Origin of the sequence: Pseudomonas fluorescens, assembly GCF_902497855.1 — a bacterium.
Classification (GTDB): domain Bacteria; phylum Pseudomonadota; class Gammaproteobacteria; order Pseudomonadales; family Pseudomonadaceae; genus Aquipseudomonas; species Aquipseudomonas fluorescens_BI.
In genome coordinates this window covers 41,781-59,828 of sequence record NZ_CABVHU010000001.1, presented here as the reverse complement: position 1 = coordinate 59,828, position 18,048 = coordinate 41,781, and the positions used below count along the sequence as shown (strand labels likewise).

At 59.6% G+C, this 18,048-nt stretch carries 18 protein-coding genes; 7 read left to right on the top strand and 11 right to left on the bottom strand.

Annotated elements, in window-relative coordinates; translation table 11 throughout:
- Nucleotides 1-93: 93 nt before the first annotated feature.
- The 5 genes from F8N96_RS34955 to F8N96_RS00260 all read right to left on the bottom strand — a co-directional run bounded on the left by F8N96_RS34955 (nt 94) and on the right by F8N96_RS00260 (nt 2,889).
- Entirely contained in the window at nt 94-237 is a 144-nt protein-coding gene (locus F8N96_RS34955) for a hypothetical protein (RefSeq protein WP_191630682.1), read from the bottom strand.
- Between the two features lie 97 nt (nt 238-334).
- Entirely contained in the window at nt 335-1,105 is a 771-nt protein-coding gene (locus tag F8N96_RS00275; protein ID WP_150796062.1) for an APH(3')-II family aminoglycoside O-phosphotransferase, read from the bottom strand.
- Nucleotides 1,106-1,182: 77 nt separating this feature from the next.
- Nucleotides 1,183-1,635, bottom strand: coding sequence for an acetyltransferase (locus F8N96_RS00270; RefSeq protein ID WP_224794060.1), 453 nt, complete (start codon nt 1,633-1,635; stop codon nt 1,183-1,185).
- Between the two features lie 23 nt (nt 1,636-1,658).
- Complete coding sequence (locus F8N96_RS00265; RefSeq protein ID WP_150796061.1) at nt 1,659-2,309, bottom strand: GrpB family protein; 651 nt, start codon at nt 2,307-2,309, stop codon at nt 1,659-1,661.
- Between the two features lie 85 nt (nt 2,310-2,394).
- Nucleotides 2,395-2,889: a DUF2938 domain-containing protein gene (locus F8N96_RS00260; protein WP_150796060.1), complete on the bottom strand. Its 495-nt coding sequence runs from the start codon at nt 2,887-2,889 to the stop codon at nt 2,395-2,397.
- Between the two features lie 81 nt (nt 2,890-2,970).
- Here F8N96_RS00260 and F8N96_RS00255 point away from each other — a divergent pair, with 81 nt between their 5' ends.
- On the top strand, nt 2,971-3,417 hold the full coding sequence (locus F8N96_RS00255) for a helix-turn-helix domain-containing protein (protein WP_150796059.1): 447 nt from the start codon (nt 2,971-2,973) through the stop codon (nt 3,415-3,417).
- Here F8N96_RS00255 and F8N96_RS00250 read toward each other — a convergent pair.
- The 3 genes from F8N96_RS00250 to F8N96_RS00240 all read right to left on the bottom strand — a co-directional run bounded on the left by F8N96_RS00250 (nt 3,406) and on the right by F8N96_RS00240 (nt 8,469).
- Nucleotides 3,406-6,516: an efflux RND transporter permease subunit gene (locus F8N96_RS00250; RefSeq protein WP_150796058.1), complete on the bottom strand. Its 3,111-nt coding sequence runs from the start codon at nt 6,514-6,516 to the stop codon at nt 3,406-3,408. The genes F8N96_RS00255 and F8N96_RS00250 overlap by 12 nt on opposite strands.
- Nucleotides 6,513-7,712 (bottom strand): efflux RND transporter periplasmic adaptor subunit, encoded by a 1,200-nt coding sequence (locus F8N96_RS00245; RefSeq protein ID WP_150796057.1) that lies wholly within the window; start codon nt 7,710-7,712, stop codon nt 6,513-6,515. Before F8N96_RS00245 ends, F8N96_RS00250 begins: the two co-directional genes overlap by 4 nt.
- 121 nt (nt 7,713-7,833) lie before the next feature.
- Nucleotides 7,834-8,469 carry a TetR/AcrR family transcriptional regulator gene (locus F8N96_RS00240; RefSeq protein ID WP_224789454.1) on the bottom strand — a complete coding sequence of 212 codons (636 nt, stop codon included), beginning with the start codon at nt 8,467-8,469 and terminating at the stop codon, nt 7,834-7,836.
- An 82-nt stretch (nt 8,470-8,551) separates the two neighbouring features.
- Between F8N96_RS00240 and F8N96_RS00235 the strand changes: the two genes are divergently transcribed.
- Entirely contained in the window at nt 8,552-10,021 is a 1,470-nt protein-coding gene (locus F8N96_RS00235) for an efflux transporter outer membrane subunit (RefSeq protein ID WP_150796056.1), read from the top strand.
- Between the two features lie 3 nt (nt 10,022-10,024).
- On the opposite strand, the gene F8N96_RS00230 is transcribed toward F8N96_RS00235, so the two are convergent.
- Complete coding sequence (locus F8N96_RS00230; protein ID WP_150796055.1) at nt 10,025-10,639, bottom strand: helix-turn-helix domain-containing protein; 615 nt, start codon at nt 10,637-10,639, stop codon at nt 10,025-10,027.
- Nucleotides 10,640-10,822: 183 nt separating this feature from the next.
- Between F8N96_RS00230 and F8N96_RS00225 the strand changes: the two genes are divergently transcribed.
- The 5 genes from F8N96_RS00225 (at nt 10,823) to F8N96_RS00205 (ending at nt 15,463) form a co-directional block, all read left to right on the top strand.
- The gene (locus tag F8N96_RS00225) at nt 10,823-11,959 is read left to right on the top strand and encodes an NAD(P)/FAD-dependent oxidoreductase (RefSeq protein ID WP_150796054.1); all 1,137 of its coding nucleotides are present in this window, start codon (nt 10,823-10,825) and stop codon (nt 11,957-11,959) included.
- A gap of 27 nt (nt 11,960-11,986) precedes the next feature.
- Nucleotides 11,987-12,367: a RidA family protein gene (locus F8N96_RS00220; RefSeq protein WP_150796053.1), complete on the top strand. Its 381-nt coding sequence runs from the start codon at nt 11,987-11,989 to the stop codon at nt 12,365-12,367.
- A gap of 94 nt (nt 12,368-12,461) precedes the next feature.
- Nucleotides 12,462-13,517: a hypothetical protein gene (locus tag F8N96_RS00215; protein WP_150796052.1), complete on the top strand. Its 1,056-nt coding sequence runs from the start codon at nt 12,462-12,464 to the stop codon at nt 13,515-13,517.
- A 49-nt stretch (nt 13,518-13,566) separates the two neighbouring features.
- Entirely contained in the window at nt 13,567-14,055 is a 489-nt protein-coding gene (locus tag F8N96_RS00210; RefSeq protein ID WP_150796051.1) for a GNAT family N-acetyltransferase, read from the top strand.
- 343 nt (nt 14,056-14,398) lie between these two features.
- Nucleotides 14,399-15,463, top strand: coding sequence for an alpha/beta fold hydrolase (locus F8N96_RS00205; RefSeq protein ID WP_150796050.1), 1,065 nt, complete (start codon nt 14,399-14,401; stop codon nt 15,461-15,463).
- Nucleotides 15,464-15,472: 9 nt separating this feature from the next.
- On the opposite strand, the gene F8N96_RS00200 is transcribed toward F8N96_RS00205, so the two are convergent.
- Both F8N96_RS00200 and F8N96_RS00195 read right to left on the bottom strand, forming a co-directional pair.
- Nucleotides 15,473-16,369 carry a universal stress protein gene (locus F8N96_RS00200; RefSeq protein WP_150796049.1) on the bottom strand — a complete coding sequence of 299 codons (897 nt, stop codon included), beginning with the start codon at nt 16,367-16,369 and terminating at the stop codon, nt 15,473-15,475.
- A 391-nt stretch (nt 16,370-16,760) separates the two neighbouring features.
- Nucleotides 16,761-17,978: an MFS transporter gene (locus F8N96_RS00195; protein ID WP_150796048.1), complete on the bottom strand. Its 1,218-nt coding sequence runs from the start codon at nt 17,976-17,978 to the stop codon at nt 16,761-16,763.
- Nucleotides 17,979-18,048: the final 70 nt, after the last annotated feature.

Here is an 18,048-nt window from a genome sequence, read left to right as displayed (position 1 = left end):
TTCATGCCTTGATCGTCAATCTGGGACCGACCATTGAGGGTATGCAGACCAACTCCGGGTTGGCGGCAGATCTGGTGCAGGCGCAGCGCCCGGTCAGCTGAAGGCGGGAGGTGAGAAAGTGATAGCGAAGAGAATGCTGCGGCGACGTCGAAGCAGCACAACACCCGGCTGCTTGAACGTGTTGTGTTCAGCGCTGAGTTGAAAAACGATGGGGTGATTGTGCAGCGACTGGCTCATGGAGTGCCCGCTGGGGGACAAGATTGTCTGCCGGGATAATAGGACGCAGCAAGCGTCAAGGGCAACACCCCTGCGCCAACGGCGAGACGTGCAGGGATCAGAAAAATTCGTCCAACAAGCAGTAGAACACCATGCGCTGATCATCGGGTTCGACACCGTACCGCTGGAAGAAGGGGGCGACCCATTGGCCTCCAAGATTGCGTTCAATGCTCCGTGCAGCAAGTGCCAGGTCTTGAAAGCGGTCACTGACACCGAGCCGACCGCAATCGATGAACCCAGTGAACTGATCAGCGTCAGCCATCAAGTTCGGCAGGCAGGCATCCCCATGTGTCACCACTAAATCATGCGTCCTTGGGAGCGTTGACAACAGTTCGGCGAACACATCCTCGGCAGTTCGCCCCAGCCGTTGCTCGTCGAAGTCTGTTTCATCGACAAGTCCGGCGCTTACGCGATCCCTGGCAGTTGCTATTCGCTGCTCCAAGAGACTCTCAAAAGGACATTTTGCAATTGGCACTTGATGCAGGGTACGCAGCGCCATGGCCACAATACTGATGATTTGAGACGCGGACAGGTTGCTGGCGCTGGCGAGATCCTGCCCAGGAACCGCGCTCATGAGCAGCCAGTGATGATTGTTTTCTGTTGTTGCATCAAGAACCGAAGGCCCAGGCAGCTCGAGCTGCCCAAGCCAACGAAGACGCTCAATCTCATCCGGTAGTTCGTTCAGCAAACCGACGACTTCCGACTTCAGGAACAGATCTTGCCCGTTGCTGCTGCGAATGCGAAAGACGTCTGCCCGTGATTCCCCAATAGCCTGGCGTTCGATTTGCGCCCCAGAGAGCTGGTTACCCCATTGGGTCGGAAAGTCCATGTTGTGTCCCGGCGTATTAAGCGAGAAAGCAGAATTCTCTGTGAGTCGCCCGTGATCAGAACCTGGCGAGCCATTGATTAGTTCACATGTTCAAGGTGGATGAGCGGATAAGGCCTTCCTTGCCCGTCGAGTGGCGAGCGGCCTGTGCGCCTGAATCCCATTTTTTCATAGAAGCCGACTGCTTGACCGTTCTGTTCATTGACGTCGGTAGTCATTTTTGGATGAAGCGCAAGGCCATGGCGCACGAGCGCGGAACCAACACCCGTTCCGCGACAAGCTGGATCGACGAAGAGTGCCTCCATGTGTCCGTTGTCGATGAGCATGAAGGCCAGCGGGTAATCATTGGCATCCACGGCAAACCAGAGCGGTGCCTGGGGCAGAAAGCCGCAGACCATCTCGTCGATGGCGAGGCGATCCTGCTGCGAAAGAAAGTCATGTGTAGCGTCAACCGCGCCCCGCCAAATTTCGACTGCGCGCTCACCCTCGCCGGGCCGGGAAGATCTAATCGTAATCATTGCCATAATTTCCATTTTGAGCCGCGATCAAACCCGGTTCACGATGAACTAACTGGGTCGCACCCATTACCTGCTGTCAACAAGCCATAGGATTCAAAGATCTTTGCATAGATTTGTCTGACGACCGCCTGCTTTCTCATGTTGTATGTTTGCACCGTGTCGGCTCCATCCTTCGCCTGCATCTTTACTTCAGCGTACAGGTTGCGGTCTTGCGAATGCGCGCAGAGCCAATCCCGGAAAAGGACATGGCGAATATGCTCGGGACAGTGAGCTCCAAACACATGCACGTTGACACGAGGAGAGTCGTGACGAAGCATTCGGTGCTGGTACCAGGACCGCTCTCGCACAGTTAGCGTGTAGCCCATTGCTGTCAATGCCGGAACATAAGCATCTTCGTTCTCGGGATCATCGACGATCACGTCAATGTCGATGACCGGCTTGGCTGACAATCCCGGTACGGCCGTAGATCCAACATGCTCGATCGCCAGCGCTTTCCCTGCCAGAGCGATGTCAATGCTGTTCCTCAGCGTCTGAAACAGCGTCGCCCAGGCGTAATCATAAGCCTGCACCTTGATATTCTCGATCTTCGGCTGGCCGAAAACCCAAGGATTTTCATCCGGATCGCCCTCCTCGAAAGTAGTGATCTCACTGGCGTTGGAAAAACACAGAATCTTCTTGTCGGTCTTCACGATACATCTCCATGCGTAACAGATACGTCGTCAGCAACTGTGTCTGACCAGCCAACGGACGGGGTATAACCCGTTTGAGCTTCACTCACTTCGAAGCCCAGGCGATTCCCACAGCAGCCAGGTAGAGGCCAACTCCAAAGACGGCATGATTGATTAAACTGCGCATGCAGTTCGTGGCTGGCGTCGGCGTCCTGGAGGATGCAAATCCTGCCCCCATGGCGGGCTGTATAACAAAAAGCGGCACTGCCACTGTTGCGACGCCCAAAGCGATTGCCGGCAGGAAGGTTGGTTCCTGCAGCCAGGCAACACCTTCAATGCACGCCAGCAACACCGCGAAAGCAATGCCCGTGGCGTAGTGCGCTATCCACCCCAGAGCCACTTCACCTCGTACGGGTGTCGCTTTTCCAATGCTGACATGAGCGAACTTACCTTGGCACGCATGACCTACCCAGCGCCCGACGAAAGCGAAATTCAGTGTTGGAACGCCAAAAGCCTTCAGAAGGAACATCCACAAATCCATGACGACGGTAGCGCCGACCCCCAACAGAATAACTTGTGCAACCTCTTCCAGCGATGCCATACAGACCTCTTATTCATGGACTGATTAATCTTGCGCAGGCATGATAAAAGTTGAAGTCAACTTCAAGTCAATGGGCTGAAAATGGATATCACTGAGGTCGTCAAACGCACGGGACTTCCTGCCCACACATTGCGTTTCTACGAGAAGAAAGGATTGATCGCGTCAGTCGGCCCGCGCGGGGCTCGCCGCCAGTTTGCGTCTGCCGTGGTTGAGCAGTTGGCTGTTATCGCACTCGGACAGGCTGCAGGTCTCTCGCTGGACGAGATACAGGTCATGCTGTCCCCGAGTGGCGAGGTCGTTGTTGATAGAGATGTGCTTTTGGCCAAGGCCGATGAGATTGATGCGACCGTCAAGCAACTGCAGGCGATGAGTCGGGGATTGCGGCATGCGGCCGCATGCCCTGCCCCCAGCCACGCGCAATGCCCGAATTTTCGCCGGTTACTCAAAGTCGCGGCTGCCGGGGCCTTGAAGCGGGGCAAGCATTCGGCGCCACGCCCCAAGGGCCTTCGCCCACCCTCACATCAATGACTCCCCCTCCTTTCGATCTCGTTCGGTGACGGAGGTCAATCGGGTCAGTCTTTGCGCGAGGTACCCGCGCAAATCGTCCATGTAGGTGAACACTACCGGAACGAAAACCAGGCTCAGGACGGTAGACGTGATCAATCCTCCGATCACGGCGATCGCCATGGGCGCCCGAAAGCCACTGTCGGCACCGCTGCTGAGTACCGCGGGAACCATGCCGGCGGCCATGGCGATGGTCGTCATGATGATCGGGCGGGCACGCTCTGCTCCCGAACGCAGAAGTGCGTCCATGCGCGACACCCCTTCCCGGCACTTTTCATTGGCGAACTCGACCAGAAGAATAGAGTTCTTCGTGACGATGCCCATCAACATCAGGATGCCGATCATCGCGGGAAGGTCGAGTGCCGCGCCATAGAGCAGCAGGCCTGCAATGGCACCACCGATGGACAGAGGAAGCGCGACCAGGATCGTGATGGGCTGCAGAAAATCCTTGAACAGCAGCACCAGGACGGCATACACCATCAGGATGCCAAAACCCATGGCCACACCAAACTTGTCGAACATCTCGTTCATGTACTCGGCATCACCATATTCGACACGGCGCACGCCTTCAGGCAACGCTTGCAGTACAGGCAAGGCATTGATGTTGTCGAGAGCGTCACCCAGGGTGACGCCGGAACTCAGGTCCGCATCCACCGACACCCGTCGAAGACGGTCAAAGCGCTCGATGCGGGCCGGCCCATCCGCGAAGCCGAGAGTGGCGACGGCATGCAGTGGAACGCTATTGCCGTCGTCGGTTGGAACGCTCAGGTTTCGCAGAATATCCAGATCACCGCGTGAGCGCTCATCCAGTGCGACGCGAATGGGTATTTGTCGATCAGTCAGGTTGAATCGAGCAGAACCTGCATCGACTTCACCGAGTGTCGCGATGCGCATGACACTGCCGATACTGGATGCAGAGACGCCCGCCAGTGCTGCCTCATGGAGACGCGGCTGAATCAGCAATTCCGGGCGGGCAAGCGGCTCGTTGACCTGAACATTGGCAATGCCCGCGACACCGCGCATTTGTCGCTGAAGTTGGTTCGCAGTCTCTGACAGCTTCGCGGGGTCCGCGCTCAGCAGGATGATGGAAACATCCCGTGCATCGCTTCCCCCCTGGAAGGTGAAGCGTATGTCATCGAATCGATTCAGATCCTGCTGCAACGATTGCTCGAACCCTTTTTGATCCAGCTCCCGTTCGCCCGGGGGCTTGAGGCGGACCAGAAGCATGCCTTTGGTGACATCGTTGGCGCCTGCCGCATCCTGTCCTCCGGCCAGCGTGAACACGGCATTCACTTCCTTGCGCCGGGCGACCTGGTTGCCGGCTTCTCGCAGCTTCTCGTCGGTCTGGGCCAGCGGTGTACCCGGCGTCAGTTCGACGTTGACTTGCGTCAGGCTGAGATCGCTGACGGGCAGGAAACCCGTGGGGAGCAAGGGAATCAAGAGAAGCGAGCTGAAAAGGAAAGCCGCCCCGATCCCCAGTGCTGTACGGCGATGGCGAAGCGACCAGTCCAACACACTCAGATAGCGCGCCATCAGCTCGCCTGGCTGGGCGTGCGCGCCATGGCCACCTGGACTCACACCAGTCTTGGGCTGCATCAGATAGGCCGCAAGAAGCGGTGTTGCCAGCCGTGCGACCAGCATGGAGGCCAGCACCGCGACGGAAACCGTGACGCCGAACTGTGTGAAGTACTGTCCGATGTAGCCACCAATGAAACTCACCGGAAGGAACACGGCCACAATGGTCGCGGTGATGGCAACGACTGCGAAGCCGATCGCATCGCTGGCATCAATTGCGGCACGGAACGGGCGTTTGCCCATGTCCAGATGGCGCTCGATGTTCTCGATTTCGACAATGGCGTCGTCGACCAGAATGCCGATCACCAAGGTCAACGCCAGCAAGGTGATGCTGTTCAGGGTGTAGCCCAGCAATGCCATGGCGGCGAATGTCGGCAGGATCGACAACGGCAGCGCGATGGACGCGACCAGGGTGGCGCGCCAGTTGCGCAGGAAGAAGAACACCACGATGACGGTCAGGATTGCACCTTCCAACAACGTCATCATGGACATTTTGTAGCTGGAGCGGGTGTAGTCCACCGAGGAGGCGAACTGTTGGATCTTGAGATCGCCATCGCTGCGCTGGAGGCCGGCGATGGTGTCTTCGACGCCCTGCGCAACCACCGTGTCGCTGGAGCCCTTGGCGCGGTAAACGGCAAAACCGACCACTTCCCGATCATTCAACCGGGCCAGTTCCCGACTCTCGCTACTGGCATCGGTTACGGTCGCCAGGTCGGCAATCGTGGCCCACCGCCCCCCCGAAAGGGCGATCGGACGGGCCGCGAGTTCTTCAACGCTAGCGGCACTTCCCAGCGTACGGATGGCTTGTTCGCGGCCGTAGAGAATGATGCGTCCGCCAGGCACATCCACGTTGCTCTGCACCAATTGTGCGTTGACCTGCTCGGCACTGATGCCGAGTGCGGCCAGCCGATCAGGTTTGAGTTCAATGCGGATTTCACGATTCACCCCTCCCATGCGCTGCACACGCTGTACGCCGGGCGTCGCGAGCAAGGCTCGGCTGACGGTATCGTCCACGAACCAGGAAAGTTCCACGGTATTGCGCTCAGCGGAATCGACCGCGTAATAGAGGATCGCGCCCCCTTCCACATCCACCCGTGAAACACGTGGTTCAAGTACGGCTTGCGGCAACTCTGCACGCGCCTCGGTGACGACTTCACGCACATCATTCGTTGCGCGGTCGGGATCGACGCCGAGTTGAAATTCAACCGTGGTCAGAGACGTGCCGTCGCTCAGTGTTGAACTCATGTGCCGGATACCGGCGAGCCCGGCGATGGCGTTTTCCACGCGACGGGTGACCGCATTTTCCAGTTCGCTCGATGCGGCTCCCGGCAGGGTGACAGCAACGGTGACAACGGGAAAGTCCACCCGTGGATTGGCGTTGATGGGCAGGCGCAAGAAAGCGCTGATGCCGACGACAGCCAGCAGGAAGAACAGCACCAGCGTGGGAATGGGCCGCCGAATGGCCCAGGATGATACCTGGAAACTCATGGTGCCTCCTGGGTCAGAGGCGCATCAGCGGCGGAGGCGATCACAACATCGCCTTCGCGCACAAAAGCGGACGCATTTGCCACTACGCGCTCGCCGGCCTGCAGGCCCGAGGTGATCTCCAGCAAGTCGCCGCTGCGTCGACCGGTCGTCACCATCCGACGCGCAATGATCCCCTCGTCATTGACCTGCATCACCGAGGCCCGATTGGCATCGATGATGGAAAATGCCCGAACCGGCAGCGCCACGTTGAGCGTGCGCTGTTCCAGGTTCAGCGTCGCTTGAGCATAGGTACCCGTGCGAAGCACGGGGGAATAGTTCAACGCAATGCGCACGCGACCGAGTCGGGATCGGGCATCGACCTTGGGGACCACCCGTCGAACCGTGCCCTCCATGGCAGAAGAGATCCCGGCAATCTGGACGGAAAGCGTTTGTCCAGGCGCGATGTCGACCAGATCGGTTTCCGCCACTTCCCCTTCGAATTCGATGAGCCCCTCTCGAATCAGCAGGAACATGGGGTCACCCCCGCTCAGTGAGCCGGTACGTGCCGCGCGCTCCGCGATGACACCGGCAAAGGGCGCATGGATATCCGCCTTGCTTCGCTGGTGGCGAGCGTCGGCAAGTTGCGCGAACGCCTGGTCAACTTCTGCGCGTGCAGCACGGAGGCTGGCCGTTGCTGCGTCCGCCTGGGCGCGACGTTCATCTAGCTGCTGTTCACTGACAGTCCCACTTCCCCCCAGCGGCTCGATGCGTTTGAAGCTGGCTTGTGCTTCAACGGCGACAGCTTCCTGTTGGCCCACTGCCGCGCGCGCACGCGTCCATGTCGCTAGCGCCTGGCGAACTTGTGCATCCAGCCCTTGCGTTTCCAGCCGCGCCAGCAACTGCCCAGCCTGGACGCTGTCGCCCTCCTCCACCTTCACCTCTGCCACACGTTGTTCCGGCACGGAGGAGCTGATCGCGATTTCCTCGCGGGCAACCAGTGTTCCATTCACGCGCACGGAATGATCGAGCATCGCCGGCCTTGCCGTGACAGTACTGACACGCAATGGGGGCGTTACGGAAGCTACGGGCGCGCTGGAAGGCCAAAGCAGCCATGCTCCCAAGCTGACCAGCAGCAGGAAGACGCCCGCCCAACGCTTCAGGTTACGGGGTCCTGGCGCACCAGGAATGGCGGGATTGGGGTTCATCGGAGTTTTCATTGAGGTAGTCCGAAAAAGCGTATCGGAACGAAGGAGAACCGTGAGCTTGGCGGGCACCCCTGCAGCTCCAGCTTTCACTGGAGAAGGGACGGCGCACAGGCAATGGGCTTAGTGAAGCGATCTATTCAAGAAATCGCCGGATCATGCGCATCAGCGTTGGCGTATAGGCTCTAAGCTTGAAATCCCGATCCAACACAGAGCGAGAGACCGCGCCGTCAATAAGAGCGATGAGCCAGGTAGCAGCGATCTTCGGATCCAGGGTCGCATCGATCTGACCTTGGGCGATCCCCCGCTGGAGAAGCGCTACCAGATCGCCCTTGATCGAAGCCTCGCTGGCGGCAAACAGCTTGGCCATTTCAGGATTGCGCAGGGACTCGGCAACGACCTCAACGCCGATCTTGGCGTAGACAGGATCGGCACTCTGCTTCAAGAGATCCTTTGCCAATCGCTCAACCGCCACAATGGCATCGGGCTCATCGGCCAGTTGGGCGAAGCGCTCGCTCATTTCGCGCCGGTCTTCCTCCGCAATGGCCTCGATCACTGCCTGCTTGTTGGGGAAATAGTGAAACAGGTTGCCAGGGCTCATGCCCGCAGCGGCACAGATCTCGTTGGTCGAAGTGCCGCGAAAGCCTTTTTCGGCAAAGCACATGACAGCCGCTTCGAGGATCTGCTGCAGCTTGGCCTGGTGTTTCTCAGGATCAACTTTTCTCATTTCTTCTCCGTAAAGGCTGGTGTAGAGGCAGGTGCTTAACTGCAACCTCTTTTATTAGATCGACTACTTAGTCTAGTATTGAGAAAACCCCACGCACAGTCAAGCAACGATACGAAAGGAACTTACCGTGAGCCGACAGGCAACCTCTCAAGTCAGGCAATGGCCGCATTTACTCGCGGCCATGGTCATGGCCACCACGCTTGCGGGATGCGCAAAGCTTGGCCCGCAGCCAGAAAGCATGCAGCCGCTTGCGACCGATTGGGCGAACCGTGGCACCGTGCCTCGCGCACCGAGCGTCGATCCCGCCCAGTGGTGGAAGTCGTTTGATGAACCGCTGCTTGATGCGTTGGTTGCAGAAACGCTTGAGCAGAACCTGACACTGTTGCAAGCCAGCAATCGCTTGCAAGCCGCCCGGGCGCTGGTGCGAACGGCCGAGACTCAGCGCTTGCCTCAAGTGGGCGCAACCGCTGAAGGCCGCCGCCAGAAGCGTCTGTCTGGCCCTCCCGAAAGTAACTTCGAGCGAACTTCAGAAGACGATCTGCAGTCTCCTGATGGAAGCCGAACCAGCAGCAACTTCCAGGCAGGTTTTGATGCATCCTGGGAACTCGATCTGTTCGGGCGCCTCACGGCCACCGAAGAAGCCGCCCACGCGACAGCAGGTAGCGCGCTGGCCGAGTCGCGAATGACGCGTGTCTACGTGGTAGCCGAAGTGGTGCGCAACTACATCGAATTGCGCAGCGCGCAGCGCCGCCTGGCTCTTCAGAAAGAAAACCTCAAGGATTCAACCCATCTCGTTGCGCTGACGCGCGACCGCCGCACCGCTGGCATCGTGGGCGATATCGACATTGATCGCAGCTTGACGTCAGCCTCAGAGATAGCGGCGCAACTGCCGTTGCTCGAACAATCCATACTCCAATCCGCGCAGCGCATCGCCGTGTTGACCGGTAAAGCCACCATCGACTCATCCTTACTGAAGCCGACGCCACAACCCGTGGCCGAACGCTTGGCGCTGCGTGTCCTACCTGCCGATCTTGTGCGCGTGCGCCCGGAAATCCAGCGTGCAGAACGCCAGATTGCACAAGCTGGCGCGGAGCTGGGTATCGCTATCGCCGATCTCTACCCACGCATGACGCTGGCAGGAGACATCACCGCCAATGGCAACCTGATCGGCACCCCTCTGGCCGAACGCGCGACGAACGCATCCGCAGGCCTGTCAATCCACATCCCCTTGCTGGACTGGGGCGCACGCCGCGCGGTCGTGAATGCGCGCGAAGCGGGTTTGACCGAAGCGATCTTTGCGTATCGCCTGGCAGTGCTTGAAGGTATCGAGGATACCGAAAATGCGCTCACCGCCATTGATACCGCCCGCCGCAAAGCCATGGAGGAAGAGATTCGTCTCGCGGCCGCCCAGCGTACGGCCAGTCATGCCGATACGCTTTACCAGCGCGGCATCACCGACCTGCACGATCGCCTCGACGCGGCGACGGCCTTGCGCGAGGCTCAACTGAGCACTGCGGACGTTGCCGAACAGCAGGCACTGGCTGTGGTGGCGTTGTACAAGGCTGTCGGCGGAGCGAGTCTGGAGCCGGCTCATTAGGTGTCAGTACTCCGACATCACCACCATCACTTCAGCATCGGCGCCATCCTCGCTTTCAGCCAGATAAATATGACCAATCGAGCTGTTGAAGTAGGCTGTTTCGCGACAGCCGATGCTGATGGATTCACCTGTTTCGAATTGAATGCGCACACGGCCTGAAAGGACCACGGCGAACTCTTGTCCGGGGTGACGGATGTAGTCTTCGAACTGGTTCAGTTCGCGCGCACGGATCCGCGCATACATGGGCGTCATGCTGCGCCCGGGGAAATCCCCCGCCATCGGGTGGTATTCGTAATTGCCCGTACTGTAGCCCGCCGCACTGTCGATGGCGGTGCTGACCACCGTGGGCTGTACGGCGCTGACGCCCGCCTTGGCCGGGCTGAACAGCTGGGAAATATCCACACTCAGGGCCCGTGCGGCGGCCGCGAGTTTCTCGTAACTCACCGACACTTGCGCCAGCTCCATCTTCGACAAAGTCGACAGCGCCACGCCTGAACGCTCAGACAGTTGTTTAAGCGTCAACTTCTGGTTTTTGCGGATGACACGCAGGCGCGCACCGACCTGGGCGCGATCTATCAAGGGATGGTCCGTGGAACACGGGACTCGATCGGAACTCATGCAAACTTCTCTGTCGTACGAAAAACGGTGCCTGGGGCAGCCAAGGCAAGGGCTGGAATAATACCTCAAGGTAAAGGGTTGACTGGGGGATTCTCATATCTTACATTTCTCTTATCTGAGAATTATAAAAATAAAGGTGGGAAAACATTTTTCCCCCTTCCCAGAGACAGGAGTTACTTCGGTATGCACGACAGCGAATGTTTCGATTTCGCCATCATCGGCGGTGGTATTGCGGGGGCCTCCCTGGCCTATCGCTTGGCCGGGCAAGCCAGCGTTGTGGTGCTCGAACGTGAGAGCCAACCGGGTTATCACGCCACCGGACGCTCCGCCGCGATGTTCATGGAAAGCTATGGCACACCGCAGATCCAGGCATTGACCCGCGCCAGCCGGGACTTCTATGAGCGACCGCCCACTGACTTCACCGAACATGCGCTGCTGGAGCCGCGCGGCTGTCTGTACGTCGCAGGCGAAGGGCAACAATCCCTGCTGAAACAAACCTTCGAAGCCGGCCAGGCACAGGCTGGCAATGTTTCATTGATTGATACCGAGCACGCCCTCGCGTTGGTGCCCTGCCTGCGCCCGGAGGCGATTGTCGGAGCGATGCTCGAAACCGACGCCCGCGACCTGGACGTCCACGCGCTGCACCAGGGTTTTTTGCGGGCCATGCGCCGTGCTGGTGGCGTGCTGCAATGCGATGCCCACCTGAGCGTCGCCACCCGCGAAGGTCGTCACTGGCACCTGACACTGGCCGACGGCCGCCAGTTGCGTGCGCGCAACCTGGTGAATGCCGCGGGTGCCTGGGCCGATCAGGTGGCGCAGCAGTGCGGCGTGCAGCCCATTGGGTTGCAGCCCTGCCGACGCAGCGCCTTTACCTTCGACGGCCCTGATGGCATCGACTTCTCACGCTGGCCTGCGGTGATCGGCATCGACGAAAGTTTTTACTTCAAACCGGACGCCGGCCAACTGCTTGGCTCGCCGGCCAACGCCGATCCCGTCCCGCCACAGGACGTGATGCCCGAAGAGCTGGACATCGCCACCGGGATCTACCACATCGAAGCCGCCACTTCCCTGACCATCCGCCGCCCACGCCACAGCTGGGCAGGCCTGCGCTCGTTCGTCGCCGACGGCGATCTGGTGGTCGGCTGGGACGATCACTGCGAAGGCTTCTTCTGGCTGGCGGCCCAGGGCGGTTATGGCATTCAGTCTGCGGCGGGCGTATCGCAACTGGCCTGTGCCCAATTGCTTGATCAGCCCCTGCCCGAAACGCTGCGCCGCCAGGGCGTCGAGCCGCAACGCCTGGTACCTGGTCGTTTGCGTTAATCATTCATCCCAACGAGGTTCCATACCATGTCTGACCATTTTCAGCGTTACCCCAGCCACCTGCCCTATCCGTTCTCCAAGGCCATTCGCGTCGGCGACTTTCTGTTCCTCTCGGGGCAAGTACCGATGAACCCTCTGGGCGAGGTGGTGCTCGGTGATATCCGCGATCAAACCGAGGCTGCCATGGCCCGCATCGGCGAGACCCTGGCCGAATGCGGCGTGGGTTTTGATCAGGTGGTGAAGGCCACGGTGTGGCTGTCGGACATGCAACATTTCGCCGGTTTCAACGAGGTGTACAAGCACCACTTCGAGAATGGTTTCCCGGTGCGCTCCACCGTTGGCGGCGCCCAGTTGGCGCTGGGGGTCGATGTGGAGATCGAAGTCCAGGCCTGGGTCGGCGCCCGCTGATCCCCCCTGCTGTTTGCCTGTGCGATGCCCCGGGAGGGCCATGAATAGTGGTCCCCCCATAAGCCATAACAAAAACAATTCGAGGGAAATCGTCATGAAAGAAAGTCTGAAAATAGCCGGTGCATTTGTCGGTGTGATTGTCGGTGCAGGATTCGCCTCCGGTCGGGAACTGCAGATGATGTTCGTGGATTTCGGCGTATGGGGACTGCTCGGGGCGGTGGTCAGCGCCGCGCTCTTCACCTTTCTCGGGATGGCATTGGCGGGCATGGGTAGCCGACTGCAGGCAAAGTCACACAAGGACGTCGTCTATGCACTGTGCGGACGCTACCTGGGCACCTTTGTCGACCTGATGATCACCTTCTTCATGTTTGCGGTGACCGTGGTCATGTTGGCCGGCGGCGGCGCCTTGCTGGAACAACAGTTCGGTATCCCCGCCATGTTCGGCAGCGTGGCGGTGACCCTGATCGTGGTCGCCATCGTCTGCCTGGATGTGCAGAAGGTCATTGGCATGATCGGCGCCGTCACACCGCTGTTGATCCTGACGGCGGTGGCGGTGGCCCTGTATGGCGCCGCCACCCGGGGCTTGAGTTTCGGTGAACTCAATCAACTGGCCAGCCAGCAAGACGCTGGCGCGAGCCATTGGCTGCTGGGAGCGTTGCTGTATGTGTCATACAACATCGTGGCCGGGGTGCCGTTTCTGGCGATCATGGGCGGCGCCGCAAAATCCGAGAAGCAGGCCATCTGGGGAGGTATCTTCGGTGGCGCGTTGCTTGGGCTGCTGATGCTGGTGATGAGCCTGGGATTGCTGTCACGCCTGGACAGCGTGGCGGATTTGCCAATGCCCATGCTGTCCATCGCCACGGAGGTTTCGCCGCTCCTGGGCCTGCTGATGGCAGTGATTATCTTCCTGATGATCGTCAACACGGCCGTCGGTACCTTGTACTCCTTTTCGGCCCGTCTGCTGCCGGCAGGCACTCGCAAATTCCGCATCGGCTCAGCGGCCGCTGGCGTACTGGCTTTCGTCGGCAGTCTGGTCGGGTTTGTCAGCCTGGTGGGCCAGGTCTATCCACTCTTTGGCTACCTGGGCTTTTTGCTGATTGGCGCAGTGGTCGTTGGCTGGTTACGCGTAGGACGCCTGGCCCAGGCTTGATCACGCCTATGGCACAATATTTCCTTCCTGACTCTATCGTTGAGGCCTCATGATCCGCGACTTTCGAAACGATGACCTGGCGCCCGTACTGGACATTTGGCTACGAGCGTCAATCCAGGCACATCACTTCATCGCCCCCGAATTCTGGCGTAACCAGCTTGACGCTATGCGTGAGGTCTACCTACCCGGCGCCATGTCCCGGGTGTTTGAGGCAGATGGGGCAGTAGCAGGATTCTGCTCTGTATATGGAGACACGCTTGCCGCGCTATTCGTATCGCCTGAGCGTCAAGGAGCCGGTATAGGTACACAGCTTCTCGCGGACGCCATGGCCTCCAAGTCAACTCTACAGCTGACCGTGTATTCGGCGAATGCTCCTGGTATCCATTTCTATGAGAACCAGGGCTTTGTAGTTCTCAAGGAACAACTGGACGAGCACACTGGTCACCTTGAGAAGGTGATGCGTTGGCCGTTGCCGGTTGTCACTGGAACTGCCGACGGTGATCCAGGGGTTGAACCATTCCCAGTCCAAAGTCCGTGAGACCGCAGCGCGGCGCAACTGGACCAAACGCTAGGAGTTGAAACGAAAAAAGACGTCAAAGGCGTCTTCTCGATTCGGTAAAGCAGATCTGGGCACGGGCAATGCGGCGTGACTCGGAACCGCGTGGCGCCGGACCGACCCGGCCCGCCTCGCTTTTAATCATTAGTAGCTATTCTGCTGCTGCACTGTGTATCAAAGTTTGTCTAACTGGCATCTTGATACACAGGTTTTCACCCGGCCCGGGATTCGACACAGGCCGGATACGTCGCCGCGTTCGAATGCAACCCAGGTTTCAAAGGGATTATTCAGCCCCCTGACCACGGCTTGTAACGGAGACATCAGCATGAAAATGGCACTGCAGGAAACAACCGGCAAAACTCGCCGCCGTCTTCTCGGCTCGTCGCTCCTCGCGCTCACCCTGTTCGGCGTTCTCGGTGCGGCCCAGGCACAAACCACCGCCGCCGCGCAGACCGCCGTGATCAATGGCGGCGCCACTCATGCAACCCCCTCTCCGTTCGGCCCGTTGAAGCATGTCAACGCCGGGCTGCTGAACGTGGCATACGCCGAAACAGGCCCGGCCGACGGGCCGGTGGTGATACTTCTGCACGGCTGGCCGTACGACATTCACAGCTATGACGAGGTCGCCCCCTTGCTGGCAGCCAAGGGCTATCGGGTGCTGATTCCCTATGCGCGAGGCTACGGCGACACGCATTTTCTTTCGGACAAAACCCTGCGCAATGGCCAGCCCGCTGCGCTGGCCAGTGACGTCATCGACTTCATGGATGCACTGAAAATCAAGCAAGCGGTGCTCGGTGGCTATGATTGGGGCGCGCGTTCGGCGGGCATCGTCTCGGCGCTGTGGCCGGAACGGGTCAAGGCGCTGGTCTCGGTCAGCGGCTATCTGATCGGTAACCAGGCGGCCGGCAAGAACCCGCTGCCACCCAAGGCTGAGTTGCAGTGGTGGTATCAGTTCTACTTCGCCACCGACCGCGGCCGCGCCGGGTACGAGAAAAACACCCACGATTTTGCCAAGCTGATCTGGCAACTGGCGTCGCCGCAATGGGCCTTCGATGACGCCACCTTCGACCGCAGCGCCAAGGCGCTGGACAACCCCGACCATGTCGACATCACCGTGTTCAACTACCGCTGGCGCCTGGGCCTGGTCCAGGGCGAAAGCCGCTACGAGGCGCTCGAGCAGAAACTGGCCACGGCGCCGTCCATCAGCGTGCCGACCATCACCCTTGAAGGCGATGCCAACGGCGCCCCGCACCCTGCCCCCGAGGATTACGCCAAGCGTTTCACCGGCAAATACGAGTTCCGGCTGATCAGCGGCGGCATCGGCCACAACCTGCCCCAGGAAGCTCCGCAGGCGTTCGCCAAGGCGGTGATTGATGCGGATCACCTTTAAGGTCGGTTTCTACGCGGCCCCCGTAACGGCGAAAATGTTGCAGGGCACTCGATTCAGAACATGCTCCGTCGTACTGCCCACCCATTTGCCCAGTCCCTTGCGATGCGCATTGCCCATGACGATCACATCGGCCCGGTGATGCGCTGCAAAGTCGGCCAGCGCTTTGCCAGGCGGCCCTTCAACGAAGTGTTGTCGCTCAGTGGGCACACCGTAGTGGTCGGCCAATGCGGTAAATGACTTTTGCAATGACTTGCGCACATCGCTGCTGAAACCTGGCATCGTCACTGCACCAGCGCCTGCGTCGGATATATGTGTCAGCGAGAGATCGTAGGCATGCAGCAGATGCAGTTCCGCGCGGCATTGCATTGCCAATCCGTTCGCCGCCTGGATGATGCGGTCGTTGATGCCAGTGATCTGCGTCTCGGGTTGTGACGGATCGACTGCCGCCACTACCACCCGCGGAAGTGGACACCTGACTTCGCTGACCAGATGCACAGCCACCGGACACTCGCGCAACAGGTGCCAATCCAGAGGCGTAATGAAAACGCGTTTGAGCGCTGACTCGTGTTGCACGTCCTTGATCACCAGATCCGGCTGCATTTCTGCCACATGCAGCAGTATTTCTTGCAGCGCGGTGCGCGTAACAAGCACTTCGGTACTCACCACGACCCCGCGCCCGCGGATCAGATCGGCCTCATCCTCCAACCATTTTTCGTTCTCCTGCTGACAGGCCTCACGAAAACGGGTACCAGCGTTCTTCAAACCCAAAAGGTGGGAGTCTTCGATAAACACCGTGATGTGCAGCGCTGCGCCAGTGGCTTCGGCAATGGCGACAGCTCGCTCCAACGCCGGGGTGTGGCGCATGGCTGGACCGGCTATCAGAAAGAGTCGTTGATACTGGCTCATGTAACACCTCCAAACGTTCCGGGATATCTAGCTCCCCCTGCGCTCTCGCGTGTCACACCACCGACGATTGACTATCGCCTCAACTATCTGGATCGACACTACCCAATATACGCCTGAATTTCCATCAATTCGCCCTTGGTCGGATCGACTTTTTCAACACCATCGGCCAATTGCGGCCCTTCATGAATGGAGTTGCCCGGCGCAAGCGCTCTGCGGGAGCGTCGATCAAATTCACCACGTAAGGCTAATTGTCATTCAATCAAATCTTCAGGCAAATCCGTTCGCGAGACGAACCACGAAAAAAGGGACGAAAAATAAATCGTCCCCTTTTTCCCCCTTTTTTCCAAGATTTTTCCGTCCCCTTTTTCCTTTATCTAAACGGCTGGTTGACTCAGTGCCCCGCAACCGCAGGCCTGCCAGCCGCACGCGGGCCTGACTTGAAGCCGTGAGCCCGAGCCCACCAGGCAGTCGCAAAACCCACCCCGGCCAGTACCACCATTGCCCACGGAAAAGAGGCGACGCCCCAGTTGTCCAGCAATACCCCACCCACCACTCCACTCCCGGCAATCGCACTATTCCAGGCCACCACATTCAACGACAACGCCACATCCGCCCCATCCCCCGCCGCATCCGCCAGCGCCGTTTGCAACAACGTCGCCGCCCCGCCGAAGCTCAACCCCCAAACCGCCGCACCGATGCAGATCACCTCAGGCACGCTACCCAAAAAGCCAAAGACCACAGAAACTGCCGCAAACGCCGCCAGGCTCACCAGCACAGTCTTGCGCAACAATGGCTCAACCAATTTGGCAGTCACCCAAATCCCCATCAACGCTGCAATACCAAACACCAACAACACCAGATCCACCCGATCCCCCAATCCCGCCGACGCCACGAACGGTGCGATGTAGGTGTAGAGAATGTTGTGTGCCAGCATCCAACTGATCACCACCGCCAGCACCGGTCGCACGCCCGGCGTGGTCAGCACTGTGCGCAGCGACATGCGTTGGTGCGCGGCCTGGGGTGGGTAGTCAGGGACTTTCACCAGTACCCAGGCGATCAGCACCAGGGTCAGGGCCGACATGAGGCCGAAGGCGGTGCGCCAACCCACCAGGCCACCCAGCCAGGTACCCAGGGGCACGCCCAGGGACAGGGCAATCGGCGTGCCGACCATGGCCAGCGCCAGTGCTTTGCCCTGTTGATGTGGCGCGACCATGCGGCGGGCGTAGCCGGCCAGCAGGCTCCAGGCCAACCCCGCCGCGACGCCGGCGCAGAAACGCGCGACCAGGATCACGCCGTAGTGGGATGACAGCGCGGTGATGGAGTTGAACAGCAAGAAGCCGACGATGGTCAGCAGCAGCACGTTACGACGACGCCAGCCGCGGGTGGCGATGGTCATGGGGATGACTGCCAGCACCGAACCCAGGGCGTAGGCGGTGACCATCTGGCCGGCCATGGAGGGGGAAATCGCCAGGCCTTCGCTGATCAGCGGCAATAGGCCGGCGGGCAGGGTTTCGGTGACGATGCAGATGAAGCCGGTCATGGCCAGGGCGAGCAAGGCGCCGATGGGCAGGCGATCGGACGCTGCCGACAAGGTGATTGAGGGTGTCACGGGAGACTCCTTGAATGAGGACTTCAGACTTAAATACTGATCGGTATAAATGTTGAGGGTTGCTGTCGCT